Source organism: uncultured Desulfobulbus sp., assembly GCF_963662935.2.
In the GTDB taxonomy this organism is placed as follows: Bacteria; Desulfobacterota; Desulfobulbia; order Desulfobulbales; family Desulfobulbaceae; genus Desulfobulbus.
This window is the reverse complement of record NZ_CAXXTL010000002.1, coordinates 1,839,519-1,855,961: the sequence shown is the minus strand read 5'-3', so window position 1 is coordinate 1,855,961 and position 16,443 is coordinate 1,839,519. Positions and strand designations below refer to the sequence as shown.

The window sequence follows — 16,443 nt, the reverse complement described above, 5'->3', positions numbered from 1 at the left end:
CAAAATACGGCTAAGAGAGCAGCGTCCAGGGTGTGGCTCTTCCCTTTCGTCTCTTCAACACGTTTGATCTTCAGGTACATTGCAATGTTCAGCGTTCTTGGTAAAAGCTTTAAAACTGGTTGTTTGACAGAGAAACTTCCTGTCCGCGACACAACTACGGTGCAACTCGGCACAGCGTGTCAACAAGAGATTGCCCGCATCTTTGGCAAAAGCCTGGCGATCCGCATGGTGGATGCGGGCTCCTGCAACGGTTGCGAGCTGGAAATGCATGCGGTGAACAACAGTTTTTACGACATAGAGCGGTTTGGCATCCATTTTGTCGCCTCTCCACGTCACGCAGATCTGCTGCTGGTCACTGGGCCGGTCTCGCGCCATATGCAAGCTGCCCTTCAACGCACCCACGATGCCATGCCTGACCCCAAAATCGTTATCGCCATGGGCGATTGTGCGGCGGATGGGGGAGAGTTTGGTGTTTCGTATGCCAGCTGCGGGGCGGTTGCCAACGTGATTCCGGTGGACGCAGTCATTCGCGGTTGCCCCCCAACTCCACTCCACCTGCTTCTGGGTATTCTCGAAGTGCTCCAGCGATATTAATCTGGGGAGCGAACAAACCTGGGAAAATGGCTTGTTCTCCGGCAGGGGGTGACCTGTTCCTTGGTGGGCGCCCCCCCACCGCCCTGCACGCGCCCTGTAGGCCCTGCCGGCCTTCTACAAGATCAGAAGCTCTGCGCCACGCACTCTAACACCACAAAAAAATCACTCTGTTCCCGTGTTGCTGCAGTTCCTGCCAGCAGCAAGCCACCCATTTCGACCGCCCTTGATCAAGGGATTGCAAACAATTTTCTCTTTTGGGGAAAAAGTCTTTCTCCTTTGGTAAGGTTGCGATACCCTGATAAAGATCTCATTGAGTGTCCGAAAATACTCCCCGGACACATCTTTCTGTTTGCACATTTTTTCAAAACGAAAAAAGAACAGAATAATGGATGTTTACATTGCGAGACAACCCATACTGGACCGACAGAAGCGCCTCTTTGCCTATGAGGTGCTTTACCGGTCCAGTATGGACAATTTCTTCCCCTCGGATATGGGGAGCGACGAGGCCACCCATACCGTCCTGGCCCACGTCCTCTTCAATATCGGACTGGACACCATTACCGGCAGCCAAAAAGCCCTGATCAACTTCCCCCAGAACCACCTCCTCCAGAGAACGCCCACTCAACTGCCGCAGAAACGCTGTATCATTGAAATCCTTGAGTCGACCCTGCCTTCCCCAGAAATTTTTTCCGCCTGCCGGGAACTGAAAGATCTGGGATATACGCTGGCCCTAGACGATTTCGATTTCAACGAACAATCCGAACTGTTGATCCCCTGGGTCCATATCGTCAAGGTCGATTTTCAAGCGATTAATCGGAACAAATTGGCAGAAAATATGGCCCGGATGCAGCACTATTCCGGGATTGCCTGGCTGGCAGAAAAGATAGAAAATCACGAGGAGTTCCAACTGGCCCTAGGGCTCGGATTCGACTATTTCCAGGGTTATTTCCTGAATAAGCCGGAAGTGCTCAAGAACAAAACGATCGAATCCTCGCAAATCGTTCTGCTCAATTTGTTGGCCGAAGTCTGCCGACCGGAGATTGATCTGAAAAAAATCGAGGGTCTGATCGCGCCGGACGTCTCGCTTTCGTACAAACTCTTGCGCTACATCAACTCAGTGTTCTATTCGCTGGTCCGTAAGGTGACCTCCGTTCGGTACGCCCTGACCTATCTCGGCGAATACGGGGCCCGGCAGTTTGTCTCCCTGGCCGCCACCTCCGAAATCTCCAAAGGCAAGCCCTCGGAACTGATGCGCCTGTCCATGGTCCGGGCGCAACTGTGCCAGCTACTGGGTGAATCCGGCAACAACGCGATTGAGGGATCCCAACTCTTTCTCCTTGGCCTGTTTTCCATGCTGGATGCCATGCTCGACATCCCCATGGCCGAACTCACAGAAAAAATGCCCCTCACCGATGAACTCAAGAATGCCCTCAACGAGAGAAAGGGTCCGCTTGCGCCTTATCTCCAGGCGGTGATCGCCTATGAAAAAGGTGAGTTTCAAGCCTGCGCCGAGCATCTCAAGGTGCTCAGCATTACCCCGGAAGCCATAATCAACGGCTACTTCAAGGCCTTGGCCTGGGCGGATCTTTTCGACTCCAATCTGTCCTAAAGGCTTTGCCGGAGAAGTGTTTGCCACAAAGGCTCCCTGGCTACATCCTCCCAAGGACCAGCCAGACCATGGCATCGTAAGGCGCTTTTCCCGAAAACTTTGTCCCGGCATGCACAGGCACATCGCCACGACGGCCGACCAGCACCTTTTCCACCGCCACCGCCACCACCCGATAACCGCTCTCGCCGAAGGTTTCGTCGAACTGATCAGTCACCTCCTTTTTCGAGAGCCTTTCCTTGACATAAGCATTGGGATTCAGGGATCGAGGCCGCCCCTTTTCTTTATCCCAATGGGGATCGCGGGAGGCTGAGAGCGCAAGCTGTTCCGACAACCACGGATATTCCACCAATCGACCGAGAAAGAGCGAAACATAGACCCCTTCCAACTTCGGCGGGTCTGTTTTTGAGAAGACCTCCTTGAGGATCCTCTGCATGGTGGTTTTGGTGAAGTGACACCTGGGGGATTCGGGAAGAAGGCGGAGGCGCAAGGTCTGTGATTGCTCGTCCGCTTCAACCCGCAGCGAACAATCACCCTCTGTCACGGTAAGGATCAACCGTTCCTGATAGGCCTGCGCAAAAGCAGGCCACAGCAGCACAAGCGCCCATGTGCAGAAAAAAGAACCAAGACGGCTGCCGGCGGACAGAACCCCTCCGGGTTTGGTGCGGCGGATTTTTCTAGACACAGACATCATCCCTATTGAGCGGATGGAGCGAGCCGTCATGGGGCATCAACAAACCGTTGGGTGCTGTAATCCGTGACCGGCAGGGGCTTGACCACCTTGTCCTCACCCGGCAGCTTTTCAATATACCGCAAAAAAGCTTCGGCATAATCAAGACCAACGTCGATGCGCCGCTCGCCGGTGATATTTTTTAATGCGGTGAAGGAGTCATTGCCGTCGGCAAGAAAAGAGATGGTGGCCACCTTGTAGGTTTTGCGGAGGTCAAAGGGTTGGTAGGCGCCGTTTGCCGTTCTAATTTCCAGATGGGAAAGCCGCGAACCTTTGGGTTTATTCAGATCCAGCCACCACCGCAGGCCGCCGGCATAGGGGTAGCAACCGGTGTTGAGTGTCGGTCCGACCACGCCTTCAACCGCATCCTCCAGGGCAGCTTTGATTTCCGCTCCGGTCGCATTGAGCTGCACCAGGGTGTTTTTAAACGGCAAAACCGTATACACATCTTTCACCGTGATCTTGCCCGCCGCGAGATCGACCCGGACACCACCACCATTCTGGAGAGAGAGGTCGGCACCGAAGAAAGCCTTGCCCTGCTGGAGAAAGGCCTCGGCCACGATCTGCTGGATATCGCCGCCATGCCCATTGACCCGGTCATTGCTGTTGCAAACATCGCCCAAGGAGGAACGAGAGGTGTCGCGCTTGCTACCCGGTACCCGGCGCAGGCAGAGGTTGTCCGAAGAGGTGGCGACGACGGTGGCTCCCATGGCCTCCTTTTGCTTTTTGTAAGGTGCCAGCAAGGCTGCAGCCTGAGGATCCGGAGTGGTGATCCGCAGCACCTGACCGGCGGCGATTTCGGCATGCACGTTGGCGATCTCCTCCGGACGTAATGCCGAATTGTCGTCCCGGCGAAAATCATCGCCAATCAGTACCCAAGGAGTGCCCTCGCAACCGCTGAGCTCACCTTGGGCATCGAAGGAAACCCGCGTCTCACCGACCACGTAACCGTACTGCCAGGCCTGGGTAATGCAGACCGGTTTGCCATCCTTATCGGTACTCCGGGTCGGGTAAGGACCTTCGGGCGAGATGCCGTAGTCTTTCAAAATCGCTGGACCGAGCAGGGAATGGGAATCGCCGCCCACCACCACATCGACGCCGCTGAGTTTTTTCACCAGGGCCTGGTCTGCCGGGTAGCCAATGTGGGTAGAAAGGATGATCTTGTTGATGCCCTGGGCCTGGAGGCGATCGATCTCCGCCTGTGCCGCCGTGGCCTCGTCGATAAAGGTGGTGTCACTGTTGGGCCGAGAGGAATTTTTAGCTTTGCCGGCCACAGTCAGGCCGATTACCCCTATTTTTTGGCCGCCGCGCTCCAGCACTACCGAAGGCAGGACGGTCTCCGGGGCCTTGGTGGCGAACATGGGTGAACTGGGGCCAAAACGGACATTGGCGCTCAACACTGCCGTCTTGCAGCTTCCGGCGTGCAGAAAGCCCATGAATTTCTTGACGCCGGCGTCGGTGTTGTCGAATTCATGGTTGCCCAGGGTGAAGGTGTCGAAGCAGACCGTATTCATGAGGTCAGCATCGGCCTTGCCCTCGTTGAGGGTATAATAGAGATCGCCGGTGCTGGCGTCGCCGCTGTGGATTTTAATCACATTAACGGCCTCTTTTTCCATGGCCTTGATGGCTCCGGTCACCCGGGGAAAACCGCCCCGCTCCACCGTGACCGGCTCACGTTTACCGCTGCCGGTGGCCAACTGCAGGGTGATGTTCTCCGCATCGAGGTGCGAATGGTGATCGTTGATGTGCAGCAGGGTCAGTTGCATCGGTTGCGAGGCGTTGGTTGCGTTTTCAGCAGTCTGTTGCTGCTTTGTGCCGCCGCAGCCAGCAAGGGTCAAGGTCAGAACGAGGGCAACTGCCTTAGTGGTCACGCGCATGGTCACTCCCTGGAGACGAGAATAAAGTCAAGATATTGGTCTTGTTTCAAATACGGGTAGTATATACCTGAATCCAGCCAAAGCCCTACCGGAATTTAGCGGAGGGGACCGATAAAACCTGCTTGAATTTTACCGGCCCATCGGGTAGCCTTGGCTAATTTTTTTTAACCTTGCCCTCTACTTACAGGAACTTTCGTGGCAGACACCCTTCAGCAGACTAAAAAATCCGTTATCCGGGAGAACATCGAGGCGATCATCGTCGCCGTTCTCCTTGCCCTGGTCATTCGCACCTTCATCATCCAGGCCTTCAAGATCCCCTCCGGCTCGATGCTGCCGACTCTGCAGATCGGCGACCACATCCTGGTGAGCAAGTTCATCTACGGTGTAAAAATGCCGTTCACCGGGGCGACCCTGATTCCCATCAGCGATCCTAAACCCAACGACATCGTCGTCTTTCAGTATCCCAAAAACCCGGATCAGGATTACATCAAACGGGTCATTGCGGTCGCAGGCGATATCGTCGAGATCCGCGACAAGAAAATCTTCATCAACGGCAAGCCCTTTGAAGATCGGCACGGGGTGTTCAGTGATCCCATGATCCACCCGGCCAGCGTCGATACCCGCGACAATTTTGGCCCGGTGACGGTGCCTGCAGGCAAGTTCTTCGCCATGGGGGATAACCGGGACAATTCCAGCGATGGCCGTTTCTGGGGCTTTGTCGACCTCAAGGCGGTCCGGGGCAAGGCCTGGATCATTTACTGGTCCTGGGATGTGCATCAATCTTTTTTCTCCCTGGACCTGTATCGCTCCATCCGCTGGGGTCGGCTTGGCGATCTCGTTCATTGATCACCGGAGGCAGCATGGCAACCGGCAACACCTTTGCGCACCGCCACATTCTGGGCATGGAACAACTCTCCAGCGAGGATATCACCCATATCCTCAGTACAGCCGACTCGTTTAAGGAGATCTCGGCCCGGCCCATCAAGAAGGTGCCCACCCTGCGCGGCCACACCATCATCAACCTTTTTTTTGAACCCTCGACCCGCACCCGCCTCTCCTTCGAGGTCGCCGCCAAGCGAATGAGCGCCGACACCTTCAACATCAACGCCTCAACCAGCAGCACCACAAAGGGCGAGACCCTGATCGACACCGCCCGCAACATCTCTGCCATGCATCCGGACATCATCATCATCCGCCACGCCTGCTCCGGCGCACCGCTCTTGTTGAGCCATCATGTCCAGGCTGCGGTGATCAATGCCGGTGATGGCGCCCACGAACATCCTTCGCAAGGCCTGCTCGATCTGATGACGGTCAAGGAGCACCGGGGGACCTTAAGCGGCCTCAAAATCGCCATCATTGGCGACATCGCTCACAGCCGGGTCGCCCATTCCGATATCGTCGGCTTCACCCGCATGGGCTCCGAGGTGTACGTCTATGGCCCGGCCACCCTGATTCCCAAGGGCATCGAACACCTGGGCGCCAAGGTCTGCACTTCGCTGGAGGAGGCGGTCGCTGAAGCTGACGTGGTCATGACCCTGCGTATCCAGCGTGAACGGCAAAACGATCCCCTGCTGCCCTCCTTGCGCGAATATTCACGCCGGTTCGGCATCTCCCGTTCGGTGCTGACGCTGGCCAAACCGGACGCCCTGGTGATGCATCCCGGCCCGGTCAACCGGGGCGTGGAGCTCAATCCCGATGTCGCCGACGGCCCCCAGTCCGTTATCCTCGACCAGGTGACCAACGGGGTGGCGGTGCGCATGGCCCTGCTGTATCTGGTCATGGGGAACGCATGACGGATACATCGTCCTGCCGGCTGCTCACTCTTTCCTGTTTTTTCGAGGCTCGCTGCCGATGAACACGACCTGGCGCATTAAAAACGGCCGGATTATCGATCCAGCCAACAAGATTGATGGCATCGCCGACCTGCTGGTGATCGACGGCCGCATCGCCGAACCGGGCCAGCCCATCCCCGCTGACACCCAGGAAATCGACGCCCAAGGCTGCTGGGTGGTTCCGGGTCTGATCGATATGCATGTCCACCTGCGTGAACCGGGCGATGAGTACAAGGAAGATATTCTCTCGGGTGCACGAGCGGCAGCCAGCGGCGGGTTCACCGGCGTAGCCTGCATGCCCAACACCAAGCCGGTGAACGATTGCGCCGCCGTCACTGCCTTGATCCTTGACCGGGCAGCTGAAGCCGCTGTCCGGGTCTATCCGGTGGGGGCCATCAGCCAGGGCAGCGAGGGTCACCAGTTGGCCGAATTCGGCGAGATGCAAGCAGCCGGGGTTGTGGCCGTCACCGATGACGGCCGCCCAGTCCGCGACAGTCAGTTGATGCGCCGGGCCCTGGAATATGCCTCGGATTTCGGCCTGACCGTGATCTCGCACAGTGAAGAAGCCGCCCTGAGCACCGGGGTTATGAACGAGGGACCGGTGTCGACCCGGCTTGGGCTCAAAGGCATTCCCACCGCCGCCGAATCGGTCATGGTCTACCGGGAGATTGCCCTGGCCGAATTTACCGGCACCAAGGTGCACATCGCCCATGTGAGTACAGCCATGGCCATAGACCTCATCCGGGCGGCAAAAGCCCGGGGAGTGCGGGTGACTGCGGAAACCGCGCCGCACTACTTTACCCTCACCGACGAGGCCGTACTTGGCTACGACACCAATACCAAGATGAATCCGCCCCTGCGCTCGGAGGCGGACCGGGAAGCGATCAAGGCCGCCCTGGCCGACGGCACTCTGGACGCAATCGCCACCGACCATGCCCCCCATTCCATTCTGGAAAAAGAACTGGAGTTCGACGCAGCGGCCAACGGTATCATTGGCCTCGAAACCGCCCTGCCCCTGGCGCTTGCCCTGGTGCGCGACAAGGTGTTCGACGCACAACGGCTGGTTGCGCTGATGGCAGTCAATCCAGCGGGTATCCTCGGCATTCCGGGCGGGACGCTCAGTCCGGGGGGGGCAGCGGACATCACCCTGATCGACCCGGAGCGGGAGTTTCTCTATTCCACCGATCAGGTAGTCTCCAAAAGCCGCAACACCCCCTTCCTGGGCTGGCCCCTGCAAGGCCGAGCCGTACTGACCATGGTTGGCGGCGCCATCCGCCACAACCTGCTTGCCTGAATCCTCCTAAAATCTCAAAAATTACCCGTTGACGTAGGGGGCCGGATCAATCAAGCCGGCTTCGCGGAATCCTTGCAGCCGCAGTCGGCAGGCATCACAACGGCCGCAGGCCTTTTCACCGACCGGATCGTAGCAACTGTGGGTTAAACCATAGTCCACTCCCAAGGCCAGCCCCTGCACAATAATCTCTTGCTTGCGCAGATGGATGAGCGGCGCATGAAAGCGAAAAGGCTTACCGGTTACGCCCGCCTTGGTGCCCAGATTAGCCATCTGCTCAAAGGCCCGGAGGAACTCGGGCCGGCAATCCGGATAGCCGCTGTAGTCAACCGCGTTAATCCCCAGGAAAATATCGGCGGCCCCCAACACCTCGGCCCAGGAAAGGGCATGCGCCAGAAAGAGGATGTTGCGGCCGGGGACATAGGTGACGGGGATCTCCTGTTCCATTTCGTTGAACGGCCGATCCTTGGGGACCGCCATATCCGTGGTCAGAGCCGAACCGCCGATGGCATCGAGATCGACCCGGAGCACCAGATGGCCGGCAACCCCGGCGTTGCGGCAGATTATCCGGGCACGCTCCAGCTCAATTGATTGCCGTTGACCGTATTGAAAACTGAGGCAGTTGCAGACAAATCCTTGGGATTGGGCAATGGCCAGGACCGTGGTGGAATCAAGGCCGCCGCTGAGGAGCACCACTGCTTGTTGTTCGTTCATGATCACTCCGTTGGACCTCAGAAAAGGGAAAAAGGCATTTTTTGACTGATGCGGATTGCCTGGGGCTGGACATCTGCCCGGTAGGCTAAAAACCGCACTCCTTGACTCATCGCCCAGGCAACGGTCTCGGCGTAGACCCGGTCAATATGGGCTGCCGGCTTACACCGGTCGGCATCGCCGCGCTGGACGCAAAACAGTACGGCCGCCCCGAATCCGGCCTCGGCCAGCCGGACCAGCTCGTGGATGTGCTTAGCCCCGCGTGTGGTGACCGCATCGGGAAAAAAGGCGATGCCGTTTTCCACCAGCGAACAGTTTTTCACTTCTAGGTAGACCCTGCCCTGCTCGGTTTCCAAAAGAAAGTCCAGCCGGCTTTTTTCGGACACAACCACCTCCGGGGTGATCATCCGGATGCTGCCGAAATCGTCGATCACCCCGCTCTCCAATCCTTCCCGGACAAGATGATTGGTGCGCCCGGTATGGACGCCGATCCAGACGCCCTGCTCCCGCACCATTTCCAGCGTCCAAGCATATTTGCGTTTGGAGTTGTCGGAACGGCTGATCACCACCTCGCTGCCCGGCGTTGAGCAGCCGCGCATGGAACCGGAATTGGGACAATGCACTGTCAGCGTTTGCCCGTCCTCCAGGAGCACGTCGGCGAGAAAACGCTGGTACCGTTTGACCAGGATTCCGGTTTGACAGAGAGTCGGGAGGAGCATGGCGGATTCAAAGGGGGAAAAACTTGGAAGACAGCGGTGTGAGACTGGTATTTCTTGCGCAACTCATGTATTTTATAGCACTTGAGAGCTTTGCTCACCAGACGGCTCGACAGAGAAAAAGAGGGCTTTCAGCGCCGCCGCAAGGTTATGCTTTCGACTTCCTCGTTTTTTGTTATACTTAGACGGTTTTCTTGAAGAAAAAATATCTTGCCCGGACCGTTCAGCCGGACGCGCAAGACCCAATCTTTTTCGGCATATAACAAGTTCTCTCCCATAATCCAACCGCAAAGGAGAATCGCCTTATGAAACTCGGACTGAATGGTCTTGGACGAATCGGTAAGTTGTCGTTGTGGAATCAGGTCTCCCGCCAATTTTTTTCTGAAATCGTCGTCAATCTGGGCAGAAATGTCGGTTCGGGGCTTGAGGATATTGCCGCCTCCATCGAGAAGGACTCCACCTACGGCCGGCTCAGCCACTACCTCCACGGCTGCAAGGGTGGCCGGGTGATCGAAAACCTCAATGAAGAGAAGGGCTCGATGACCATCAACGGCACACCGGTCACCTTCCTTCGCAAGGCCCGGAATCCGAAGGATATCGATTGGCAGGCCAACCAGGTGCGGCTGGTGGTCGACACCACCGGCGTCTTCAAGGATCCCACCGCCGATCCCGCCGAGGGCAAGGGGTCGGTCCGCGGCCACCTCCAGGCCGGCGCGGAAAAGGTCCTGGTGTCTGCTCCTTTTAAGATTCAGGCTAAGGGTCTGGACATGCCCGAAGATGCCGTGACCACGGTCATGGGCATCAACGACGACGATTACGATCCAGCCCGCCACAGCATCATTTCCGCCGCTTCCTGCACCACCACCTGCCTGTCCTATATGATCAAGCCGTTGCTCGATCACTTCGGCGCCGACCGGATGCTGTCCGCCTCCATGGTCACGGTGCATGCCGCCACCGGCTCCCAGCAGGTCCTGGATCGTTTGCCAGGAGCCGGCGCCGCCGATCTGCGCAAAAATCGCTCCATCCTCAACAACATCATCCTCACCACCACCGGTGCCGCCAAGGCCCTGGGGCTGGTGATTCCGGAGATGAAATCCATCGGTTTCATCGCTGAATCGGTGCGCATCCCGACTTCGTCCGGCTCTCTGATCGTCCTGGTGCTCAACCTGCAGGATGAGCTCGACAACCCGATAAAACGCACCCTGCTCAATTCGATCTATGAGGAATATGCCAAAACCAGCCCATATCTGGTCTATTCAACTGAGCAGAATGTCTCTTCCGATATCCTCGGCATGCCCAAGGCGGCGGTGGTGATCGAATCCACTGAAATCCATACCCGAACAGCCTCCATCCGGGTCAACCTGCAAAATCTGAAAAATTTTAAGTTTGATGCCGGTTCCACCCCGCCCATCCTCGAGGTGCCGCTCACCCAAGCGGTCATTTACGGCTGGTATGACAATGAGTTGGGCAGCTACACCAACATGCTCGGCGAATTGACGGTCTCGGTGGCCGAACGGATGGTGTGATTGTCCGGCCTTTACAGCATTTCGATCTGCCCACAGTACTCCGGATCGAGCGAGCGGCCATGCCCGCTCCCTGGAGCGAAGCACAGTTGCGGGCGGAAACAGAGGTTGGCAACGGTGTTGCGTTGGTGGCGGAATGCGACCAGCAGATCTGCGGCTACGCCTTTTTCAGAACCTGTCTCCCGGAATGCGAGCTGCTGCACCTGGTCGTCACTCCTGAATGCCGACGCCAGGGTGTGGCCGCTGCCCTGCTCAGCCATGCGTTTACCGGTTTTTCCCGCCAGGGGTACGCAACCTGCTTTCTTGAAGTGCGAAGCTCCAACAAGGCGGCGCTCCATCTCTATGAAAAGACCGGTTTCCTCAACGTGGGAACACGAAAACACTACTACAGTCAACCGGTTGAGGATGCCCTGCTGATGTGCAGACATTTCCTCGACAAGGAGCGTGATGCATCATGAAAACACTACGGGATATTACCCTCGCAGGAAAAAGAGTACTGGTGCGGGTCGATTTTAACGTCCCCATGAACGAGGCGGGGGATATCACCGACGACCTGCGCATCAAGACGGTTCTCCCGACTCTGCAATATCTGTTGGAACAAAAGGCACGGGTCATCCTCTGCACCCACATGGGACGGCCGAAAGGGCAGCGGGTGGAGAAATATTCTTTGGCGCCGGTGGCGGCCTACACAGCCAAACTGCTGGGTCAGCCGGTGCCGCTTGCCGCCGACTGCATCGGACCGGAAGTCGCGGCTGCGGTTGAGTCGCTGAAGGATGGCGAGATCCTAATGCTGGAGAACCTTCGCTACCATCCGCAGGAAGAGAAAAACGATCCCGAGTTCTCCCGGCAACTGGCCGCGCTGGCCGATGTCTACGTTAACGATGCCTTTGCCGTATCTCATCGCGCCCATGCTTCGGTGGTCGGAGTCACCGCGTACGTCAAAGAGAAAACAGCCGGATTTCTCCTGCAAAAAGAAATGGAATACTTCCACCGCTCCTTCGACGACCCGCAACGGCCGCTGGTGGCCATTGTCGGCGGCGCAAAGGTTTCGGGAAAGCTGGAGGCCCTGCAGAACATGCTGGAACGGGTCGACAAGATGATTATCGGCGGCGCCATGGCCAACACCTTTCTGAAAAGCCAGGGCTATGCGGTGGGCACCTCCAAAGTGGAGGATGACCTCCTGACCACCGCCGCCGATCTGCTGCACCGCGCCAAGGAAAAACAGATCAAAATATACCTGCCGGTCGATGTGATTGCCGCCGACCGTTTTGCCCCGGATGCGGTCTGCAAGCAGGTCACCATCCAGGATATACCGGAAAATTGGATGGCCCTTGACATCGGCCCCGCCTCGGTCATCTGTTTCAACGAGGTGTTGGCCGATGCCAAAACCATCGTCTGGAACGGTCCCATGGGCGCCTTTGAAATGAACGCCTTTGCCCGTGGCACCATGGCCCTCGCCCATACGGTGGCGGCCTCCCATGCCCTGAGCGTTACCGGCGGCGGCGACTCCAATGCCGCCATCACCCTTTCCGGAGAAGCCGAGAATATTTCCTACATGTCGACAGGCGGCGGCGCCTTCCTGGAACTGATGGAAGGCAAGATCCTGCCTGGAATCAAGGCCCTGGAATAATCCTGGAGCCGAAACAATGCAGCAGCATCCCTCCAATCCTCATCGCACGACAAGGAGACTTCCATGAAGAGGCGACCATTCATAGCAGGAAACTGGAAAATGCATTTGACCCTTGCCGAGTCCGTGCGGTTGGCGCAAGCTGTTGCTGAATCTTGCGCGGCTTGCCCGGACCGCGACGTCATGATTGCCCCCGCCTTCACCTCGCTCGCCTCAGTCTGCACCGCTGTCAAAGGAAGTCCCCTTCTGATTGGCGCCCAGAATATTGCCTGGGAAAAGGAGGGGGCGTACACCGGGGAGATATCTCCGGTCATGCTCAAGGATCTGGGGGTCAACCTGGCCATAATCGGCCATTCCGAGCGGCGGCAGATCTTCGGCGAGGACGACGCCATGATCAACCGCCGGATGCATGGAGCCTTGAATGGGGGCATTCAGCCCATCCTGTGCATCGGCGAGACCTTGGCCGACCGTGAAGCCGGCAATACCTTTTCGGTTCTGGAAAAACAGTTGCGGCATGGGTTGAACAAGGTCAGCAACGAACAAATGGCGCAGGTAGTGCTCGCTTACGAGCCGGTATGGGCCATCGGAACAGGAAAAACAGCCTCCAAGGAGCAGGCCCAGGAAGTCCATGCATTCCTGCGGCAATTACTGGCAAACTTGTACGAGAAAAATATTGCCGATGCCACTCGAATACTGTATGGTGGCTCGGTTAAATTTGATAATATTGACAACTTGATGGCGCAACCGGATATAGACGGTGCGCTTGTCGGCGGCGCCGCATTGAAAGCCGAATCGTTTGACCGGATCGTTCGATTTAGATGATAACCTTAATTATTGTAGCCCATACCATTGTCTGCCTGTTTCTCATCTGCATCGTTTTGTTGCAGCATGGAAAAGGTGCGGACGTTGGCGCATCTTTTGGTGGTTCAAGCCAGTCGCTGTTCGGCGCCGAGGGCCCCATGCCTCTCCTGAACAAGATTACGACCCTCGCCGCCATTGTTTTTATGGGGACCTCAATTACCCTGGCCTATCTTTCTGCCCACAAAAGTTCAGGCTCGGTCATGAGTGACGTCAAGGTACAGGAACAACAAGCACCAACACAACAGCCTCCGGTTGCCGTGCCGATGCCCACCTCGCCTGTACCTGAAAAAGAAATACCCAAGGGGACGAAAGAAAAATCCAGTCCTCAATGAAATTGAGTGCCGAAGTGGTGGAATTGGTAGACACACTATCTTGAGGGGGTAGCGGCCCACGGTCGTGCGAGTTCGAGTCTCGCCTTCGGCACCAAATAAATATCCGGATAAGTCCGGCGCAGTACTGAAAGCCCAGTTTCACTGGGCTTTTTCTTTTTTTGTTGTCCGAGCACATCCGTTTTGATACGCTAAAATCCTCAACCTTTGGGGATACTTTGGGGGATATATCCCTAAACCCCAAAATAGCGTATCACCAAAAACGGAGCCAGCCATTCTGCCTAAACGGATTGTCCCGTTATCTGAACCAGTAGTTAAAAACTGCCAAACCCGCCGCCAAGAACTATGCCTTGTATGACACTGATGGACTCATGCTCTTGGTAAGAGGAAACCAGCGGTAAGCTCTGGCGCTTCAAATATCGGTTCAGTGGTTTCGAAAAAAGAATGGCCATGGAGACATATCCCGAAAACAAGTCCCAATGGCATTGATTCTGCTGTCGAAATTAAACAGTAAAAAGAAATCGCTGCCTCGAAAACGAGTGAGCTGTGACACACAACTCTGCCCCCCCGTTCCAACAGAGGCGGAACACATTTTGCCGTGTTGGCTATGGATTAATCAAACTCTACTTTCTCTTCTGGCCAACAAAATTTCCCCCCTGAGCCCTATCTTTCTTTTTCTTATCGATGATATAATTAATCGGTAAAGAGGGCCAATTGCTGACCTGATAGAGACAGGAGAGAAGGTATGGTGATTACAGCGAACGGTAGCCCAGCGCAGGATCGAAGAAGATGGGCAGTTATAAGTATTGTAATACTTTTGATCCTCTGGCAACCAGCAATAACTGCAGCATCAGGTTTCCGTATTACCAATCAATCACTGGGGGCCGTTGGCTTGTCCGGGGCGCACACAGCGTTTACACCAGGGCCTGATTCTAGCTACTATAACCCCGCCAACATCAGCTTTCTGCCGAATCAATGGCAGGTGGAAACATCTTTAACGTTCCTACAATTACCTAGTATTGAATATGAGGATAATCGGGGAGCGCTACTGAACGGCACTTCGGAGCGTGAGCTCTTTTACATGCCGCTGCTCCACTTGACTTCCCCACATTACGGTAACTTACGGTACGGGTTTTCCCTGACCTATCCCTTTGGGTTGTCTAAGCAATGGAAACAGCCATTCCCTCGGGCTTACGCTGAAAAATTCTCCTTGTTCACGATAGAAGCAAATCCTTCGTTCGCATATGAAACCAGCGATTGGCTCAGTATTGGTGGTGGGCTACGAGTAGTGTACGGTAAAGGTGAAGTGGAAAACGAAATAGGGGTTCCACCATCACCCGTCACCCTGCATCGTTCTTCGGAAGGAACCGACACACAACTTGGCTATAATCTGGCGTTTTCTCTAAGGCCGATCAAGCAATGGTCTATAGCCGCCACCTATCGTTCTGAAGTCAGCCTGGACCTGAGTGGCGACAGCGAGTTTCAGGCTACGGCTGGGGCCATGCCAGTAGCCACCTATTCAGGCAGCGGCGATGTCGGGATACCGTTGCCTGCGGTCCTCAGTTTAGCGACTTCTTACACCTTTGATCGACTGACTGTTGAACTGGCCTGGGATCGAACTTTTTGGTCTTCCTTCAAAGAATTGGATTTCGTCTACGACCGAAGTTTCCAGTCCCCGCCATTTGCTGTTTTTGACAACGTTGTCAGTAAAAACTGGGACGATACCGATGCCTATCGAATCGGTCTCACCTATGACTGGAATGATCGCTGGACCACCACCTTTGGTTTTGCCTATGACCGGACACCGGTTCCTGGCAACACTTTGGGCTTTGAGTTACCGGATGCTGACGCGATGATCTATTGCACAGGTCTCCGTTACCGGTCTTCGGCTGCGACGGAATGGGGCTTATCCTACATGTACCATCGTACTCGCAGCCGTTCGGTGAGCGCTGATACTGATGCCAATACCTCAGGCATTGACGGCAAGTTTACCGAGGGCGGCGCTCATGCGCTGATCCTTGGTGTGATTACCACCTTTTGATCGAGTTCAATTCGCGAGATGCTTTTCTGAGATGAAGCAATGCGTTGCTCAGCGCCCGAATTTCCAGGGTAAAAGCATCGGCACCTCCCGGCAGTAAGACAGGTAGGGCTCGCCTAAACTTTTCCGCAGTTTCCTCTCTTCGAGCAGGGCGCCAACGATCAAGTAGGCGGAGAGAATAGACCTCGTGACAAGGGTGACATCGGTGAGTGCCGGCAACGACCAGAGCAGAGCTATGCCGCCACTGTACCAGGGGTGGCGGACATAGCGGAGGATACCGGTCTTCCTGAATCCCGGTGGGAAGCTTGTATGGCCGGTCCGATAATCGCGCCACTGGCGGAGGCCGAGGAAGGTCTGCAGGTCATAGACACGCAGACCGCCAACGAACAGCAACAGGGCATAGAGCAAGAGCATCCATTGAACGCCTCGCAGCCAACTGGGGGGCACGCCGAATGGTTGTTGCGGCAGGGTGGCCGTGAACCAGAGCAGCGGCAGAAGAGTGCAAAGAGAAAAGCAGACATAGCCGAGCCGGTAAAGCCCGAGCCAAAGGCCTCCCCGATGATCAAACCATCGCTTAACACAGGTGGAGATCAGCAGGCTATGCAAGGTGCACCAACCCAGCCAAAGACTCATCAACAGGAGCATTGCCGTTGCTCGCTCCCAGGGGCATTCGTCACCTGGTTCTTTTTTCGATTTTTCAACCCACCC

Annotated in this window: 16 protein-coding genes and 1 tRNA gene; 12 read left to right on the top strand and 5 right to left on the bottom strand. The window is 56.2% G+C overall.

Features of this window, described 5'->3' with window-relative positions; translation table 11 throughout:
• Positions 1 to 84 precede the first annotated feature (84 nt).
• Together ACHZCX_RS12495 and ACHZCX_RS12490 are read left to right on the top strand one after the other, a co-directional pair.
• Positions 85 to 594, top strand: a complete 510-nt coding sequence (locus tag ACHZCX_RS12495; RefSeq protein WP_394708788.1) for an NADH-quinone oxidoreductase subunit B family protein — start codon at positions 85 to 87, stop codon at positions 592 to 594.
• Between the two features lie 385 nt (positions 595 to 979).
• Entirely contained in the window at positions 980 to 2,203 is a 1,224-nt protein-coding gene (locus ACHZCX_RS12490) for an EAL domain-containing protein (protein WP_319587556.1), read from the top strand.
• A 40-nt stretch (positions 2,204 to 2,243) separates the two neighbouring features.
• Here ACHZCX_RS12490 and ACHZCX_RS12485 read toward each other — a convergent pair whose 3' ends face one another.
• Both ACHZCX_RS12485 and ACHZCX_RS12480 read right to left on the bottom strand, forming a co-directional pair.
• A complete protein-coding gene (locus tag ACHZCX_RS12485) occupies positions 2,244 to 2,885 on the bottom strand; it encodes a hypothetical protein (protein WP_319587555.1) in 642 nt (213 codons plus the stop codon).
• 35 nt (positions 2,886 to 2,920) lie between these two features.
• Positions 2,921 to 4,807, bottom strand: coding sequence for a 5'-nucleotidase C-terminal domain-containing protein (locus tag ACHZCX_RS12480; RefSeq protein WP_319587554.1), 1,887 nt, complete (start codon positions 4,805 to 4,807; stop codon positions 2,921 to 2,923).
• 195 nt (positions 4,808 to 5,002) lie between these two features.
• On the opposite strand from ACHZCX_RS12480, the gene lepB reads away from it, so the two are divergent.
• From lepB to ACHZCX_RS12465, 3 genes are read left to right on the top strand one after another with little or no spacing between them, the layout of a single operon-like run.
• Entirely contained in the window at positions 5,003 to 5,653 is a 651-nt protein-coding gene (gene lepB, locus ACHZCX_RS12475) for a signal peptidase I (RefSeq protein ID WP_319587553.1), read from the top strand.
• A 14-nt stretch (positions 5,654 to 5,667) separates the two neighbouring features.
• The gene (locus tag ACHZCX_RS12470) at positions 5,668 to 6,600 is read left to right on the top strand and encodes an aspartate carbamoyltransferase catalytic subunit (RefSeq protein WP_319587552.1); all 933 of its coding nucleotides are present in this window, start codon (positions 5,668 to 5,670) and stop codon (positions 6,598 to 6,600) included.
• Between the two features lie 58 nt (positions 6,601 to 6,658).
• Entirely contained in the window at positions 6,659 to 7,933 is a 1,275-nt protein-coding gene (locus ACHZCX_RS12465; RefSeq protein ID WP_319587551.1) for a dihydroorotase, read from the top strand.
• A gap of 21 nt (positions 7,934 to 7,954) precedes the next feature.
• Here ACHZCX_RS12465 and queC read toward each other — a convergent pair whose 3' ends face one another.
• Together queC and sfsA are read right to left on the bottom strand one after the other, a co-directional pair.
• Complete coding sequence (queC, locus tag ACHZCX_RS12460) at positions 7,955 to 8,644, bottom strand: 7-cyano-7-deazaguanine synthase QueC (protein ID WP_319587550.1); 690 nt, start codon at positions 8,642 to 8,644, stop codon at positions 7,955 to 7,957.
• A gap of 17 nt (positions 8,645 to 8,661) precedes the next feature.
• On the bottom strand, positions 8,662 to 9,360 hold the full coding sequence (gene sfsA / locus ACHZCX_RS12455; RefSeq protein WP_319587549.1) for a DNA/RNA nuclease SfsA: 699 nt from the start codon (positions 9,358 to 9,360) through the stop codon (positions 8,662 to 8,664).
• Positions 9,361 to 9,662: 302 nt separating this feature from the next.
• On the opposite strand from sfsA, the gene ACHZCX_RS12450 reads away from it, so the two are divergent.
• The 7 genes from ACHZCX_RS12450 (at position 9,663) to ACHZCX_RS12420 (ending at position 15,738) form a co-directional block, all read left to right on the top strand.
• Positions 9,663 to 10,883, top strand: coding sequence for a glyceraldehyde 3-phosphate dehydrogenase NAD-binding domain-containing protein (locus tag ACHZCX_RS12450; protein WP_319587548.1), 1,221 nt, complete (start codon positions 9,663 to 9,665; stop codon positions 10,881 to 10,883).
• Complete coding sequence (rimI, locus tag ACHZCX_RS12445; protein WP_319587547.1) at positions 10,880 to 11,338, top strand: ribosomal protein S18-alanine N-acetyltransferase; 459 nt, start codon at positions 10,880 to 10,882, stop codon at positions 11,336 to 11,338. Before ACHZCX_RS12450 ends, rimI begins: the two co-directional genes overlap by 4 nt.
• A complete protein-coding gene (locus ACHZCX_RS12440; protein ID WP_319587546.1) occupies positions 11,335 to 12,510 on the top strand; it encodes a phosphoglycerate kinase in 1,176 nt (391 codons plus the stop codon). The genes rimI and ACHZCX_RS12440 overlap by 4 nt, the downstream gene beginning before the upstream one ends.
• A gap of 63 nt (positions 12,511 to 12,573) precedes the next feature.
• Positions 12,574 to 13,329 (top strand): triose-phosphate isomerase, encoded by a 756-nt coding sequence (gene tpiA, locus ACHZCX_RS12435; protein ID WP_319587545.1) that lies wholly within the window; start codon positions 12,574 to 12,576, stop codon positions 13,327 to 13,329.
• On the top strand, positions 13,326 to 13,700 hold the full coding sequence (gene secG / locus ACHZCX_RS12430; protein WP_319587544.1) for a preprotein translocase subunit SecG: 375 nt from the start codon (positions 13,326 to 13,328) through the stop codon (positions 13,698 to 13,700). Before tpiA ends, secG begins: the two co-directional genes overlap by 4 nt.
• A gap of 8 nt (positions 13,701 to 13,708) precedes the next feature.
• Positions 13,709 to 13,794: transfer RNA gene (locus ACHZCX_RS12425), tRNA-Leu, on the top strand.
• 648 nt (positions 13,795 to 14,442) lie between these two features.
• Positions 14,443 to 15,738: an outer membrane protein transport protein gene (locus tag ACHZCX_RS12420; RefSeq protein ID WP_319587543.1), complete on the top strand. Its 1,296-nt coding sequence runs from the start codon at positions 14,443 to 14,445 to the stop codon at positions 15,736 to 15,738.
• A gap of 48 nt (positions 15,739 to 15,786) precedes the next feature.
• On the opposite strand, the gene ACHZCX_RS12415 is transcribed toward ACHZCX_RS12420, so the two are convergent.
• The gene (locus ACHZCX_RS12415) at positions 15,787 to 16,380 is read right to left on the bottom strand and encodes an NnrU family protein (protein ID WP_319587542.1); all 594 of its coding nucleotides are present in this window, start codon (positions 16,378 to 16,380) and stop codon (positions 15,787 to 15,789) included.
• Between the last annotated feature and the right edge of the window lie 63 nt (positions 16,381 to 16,443).

Excerpts from the sequence above, each read along its gene's own strand:
- ACHZCX_RS12495 (WP_394708788.1), top strand. The coding sequence starts at position 85 with ATGTTCAGCGTTCTTGGTAAAAGCTTTAAAACTGGTTGTTTGACAGAG.
- ACHZCX_RS12490 (WP_319587556.1), top strand. The coding sequence starts at position 980 with ATGGATGTTTACATTGCGAGACAACCCATACTGGACCGACAGAAGCGC.
- ACHZCX_RS12480 (WP_319587554.1), bottom strand. The coding sequence starts at position 4,807 with ATGCGCGTGACCACTAAGGCAGTTGCCCTCGTTCTGACCTTGACCCTT.
- ACHZCX_RS12470 (WP_319587552.1), top strand. The coding sequence starts at position 5,668 with ATGGCAACCGGCAACACCTTTGCGCACCGCCACATTCTGGGCATGGAA.
- ACHZCX_RS12465 (WP_319587551.1), top strand. The coding sequence starts at position 6,659 with ATGAACACGACCTGGCGCATTAAAAACGGCCGGATTATCGATCCAGCC.
- queC (WP_319587550.1), bottom strand. The coding sequence starts at position 8,644 with ATGAACGAACAACAAGCAGTGGTGCTCCTCAGCGGCGGCCTTGATTCC.
- sfsA (WP_319587549.1), bottom strand. The coding sequence starts at position 9,360 with ATGCTCCTCCCGACTCTCTGTCAAACCGGAATCCTGGTCAAACGGTAC.
- ACHZCX_RS12450 (WP_319587548.1), top strand. The coding sequence starts at position 9,663 with ATGAAACTCGGACTGAATGGTCTTGGACGAATCGGTAAGTTGTCGTTG.
- ACHZCX_RS12440 (WP_319587546.1), top strand. The coding sequence starts at position 11,335 with ATGAAAACACTACGGGATATTACCCTCGCAGGAAAAAGAGTACTGGTG.
- tpiA (WP_319587545.1), top strand. The coding sequence starts at position 12,574 with ATGAAGAGGCGACCATTCATAGCAGGAAACTGGAAAATGCATTTGACC.
- secG (WP_319587544.1), top strand. The coding sequence starts at position 13,326 with ATGATAACCTTAATTATTGTAGCCCATACCATTGTCTGCCTGTTTCTC.
- ACHZCX_RS12420 (WP_319587543.1), top strand. The coding sequence starts at position 14,443 with ATGGTGATTACAGCGAACGGTAGCCCAGCGCAGGATCGAAGAAGATGG.
- ACHZCX_RS12415 (WP_319587542.1), bottom strand. The coding sequence starts at position 16,380 with ATGCTCCTGTTGATGAGTCTTTGGCTGGGTTGGTGCACCTTGCATAGC.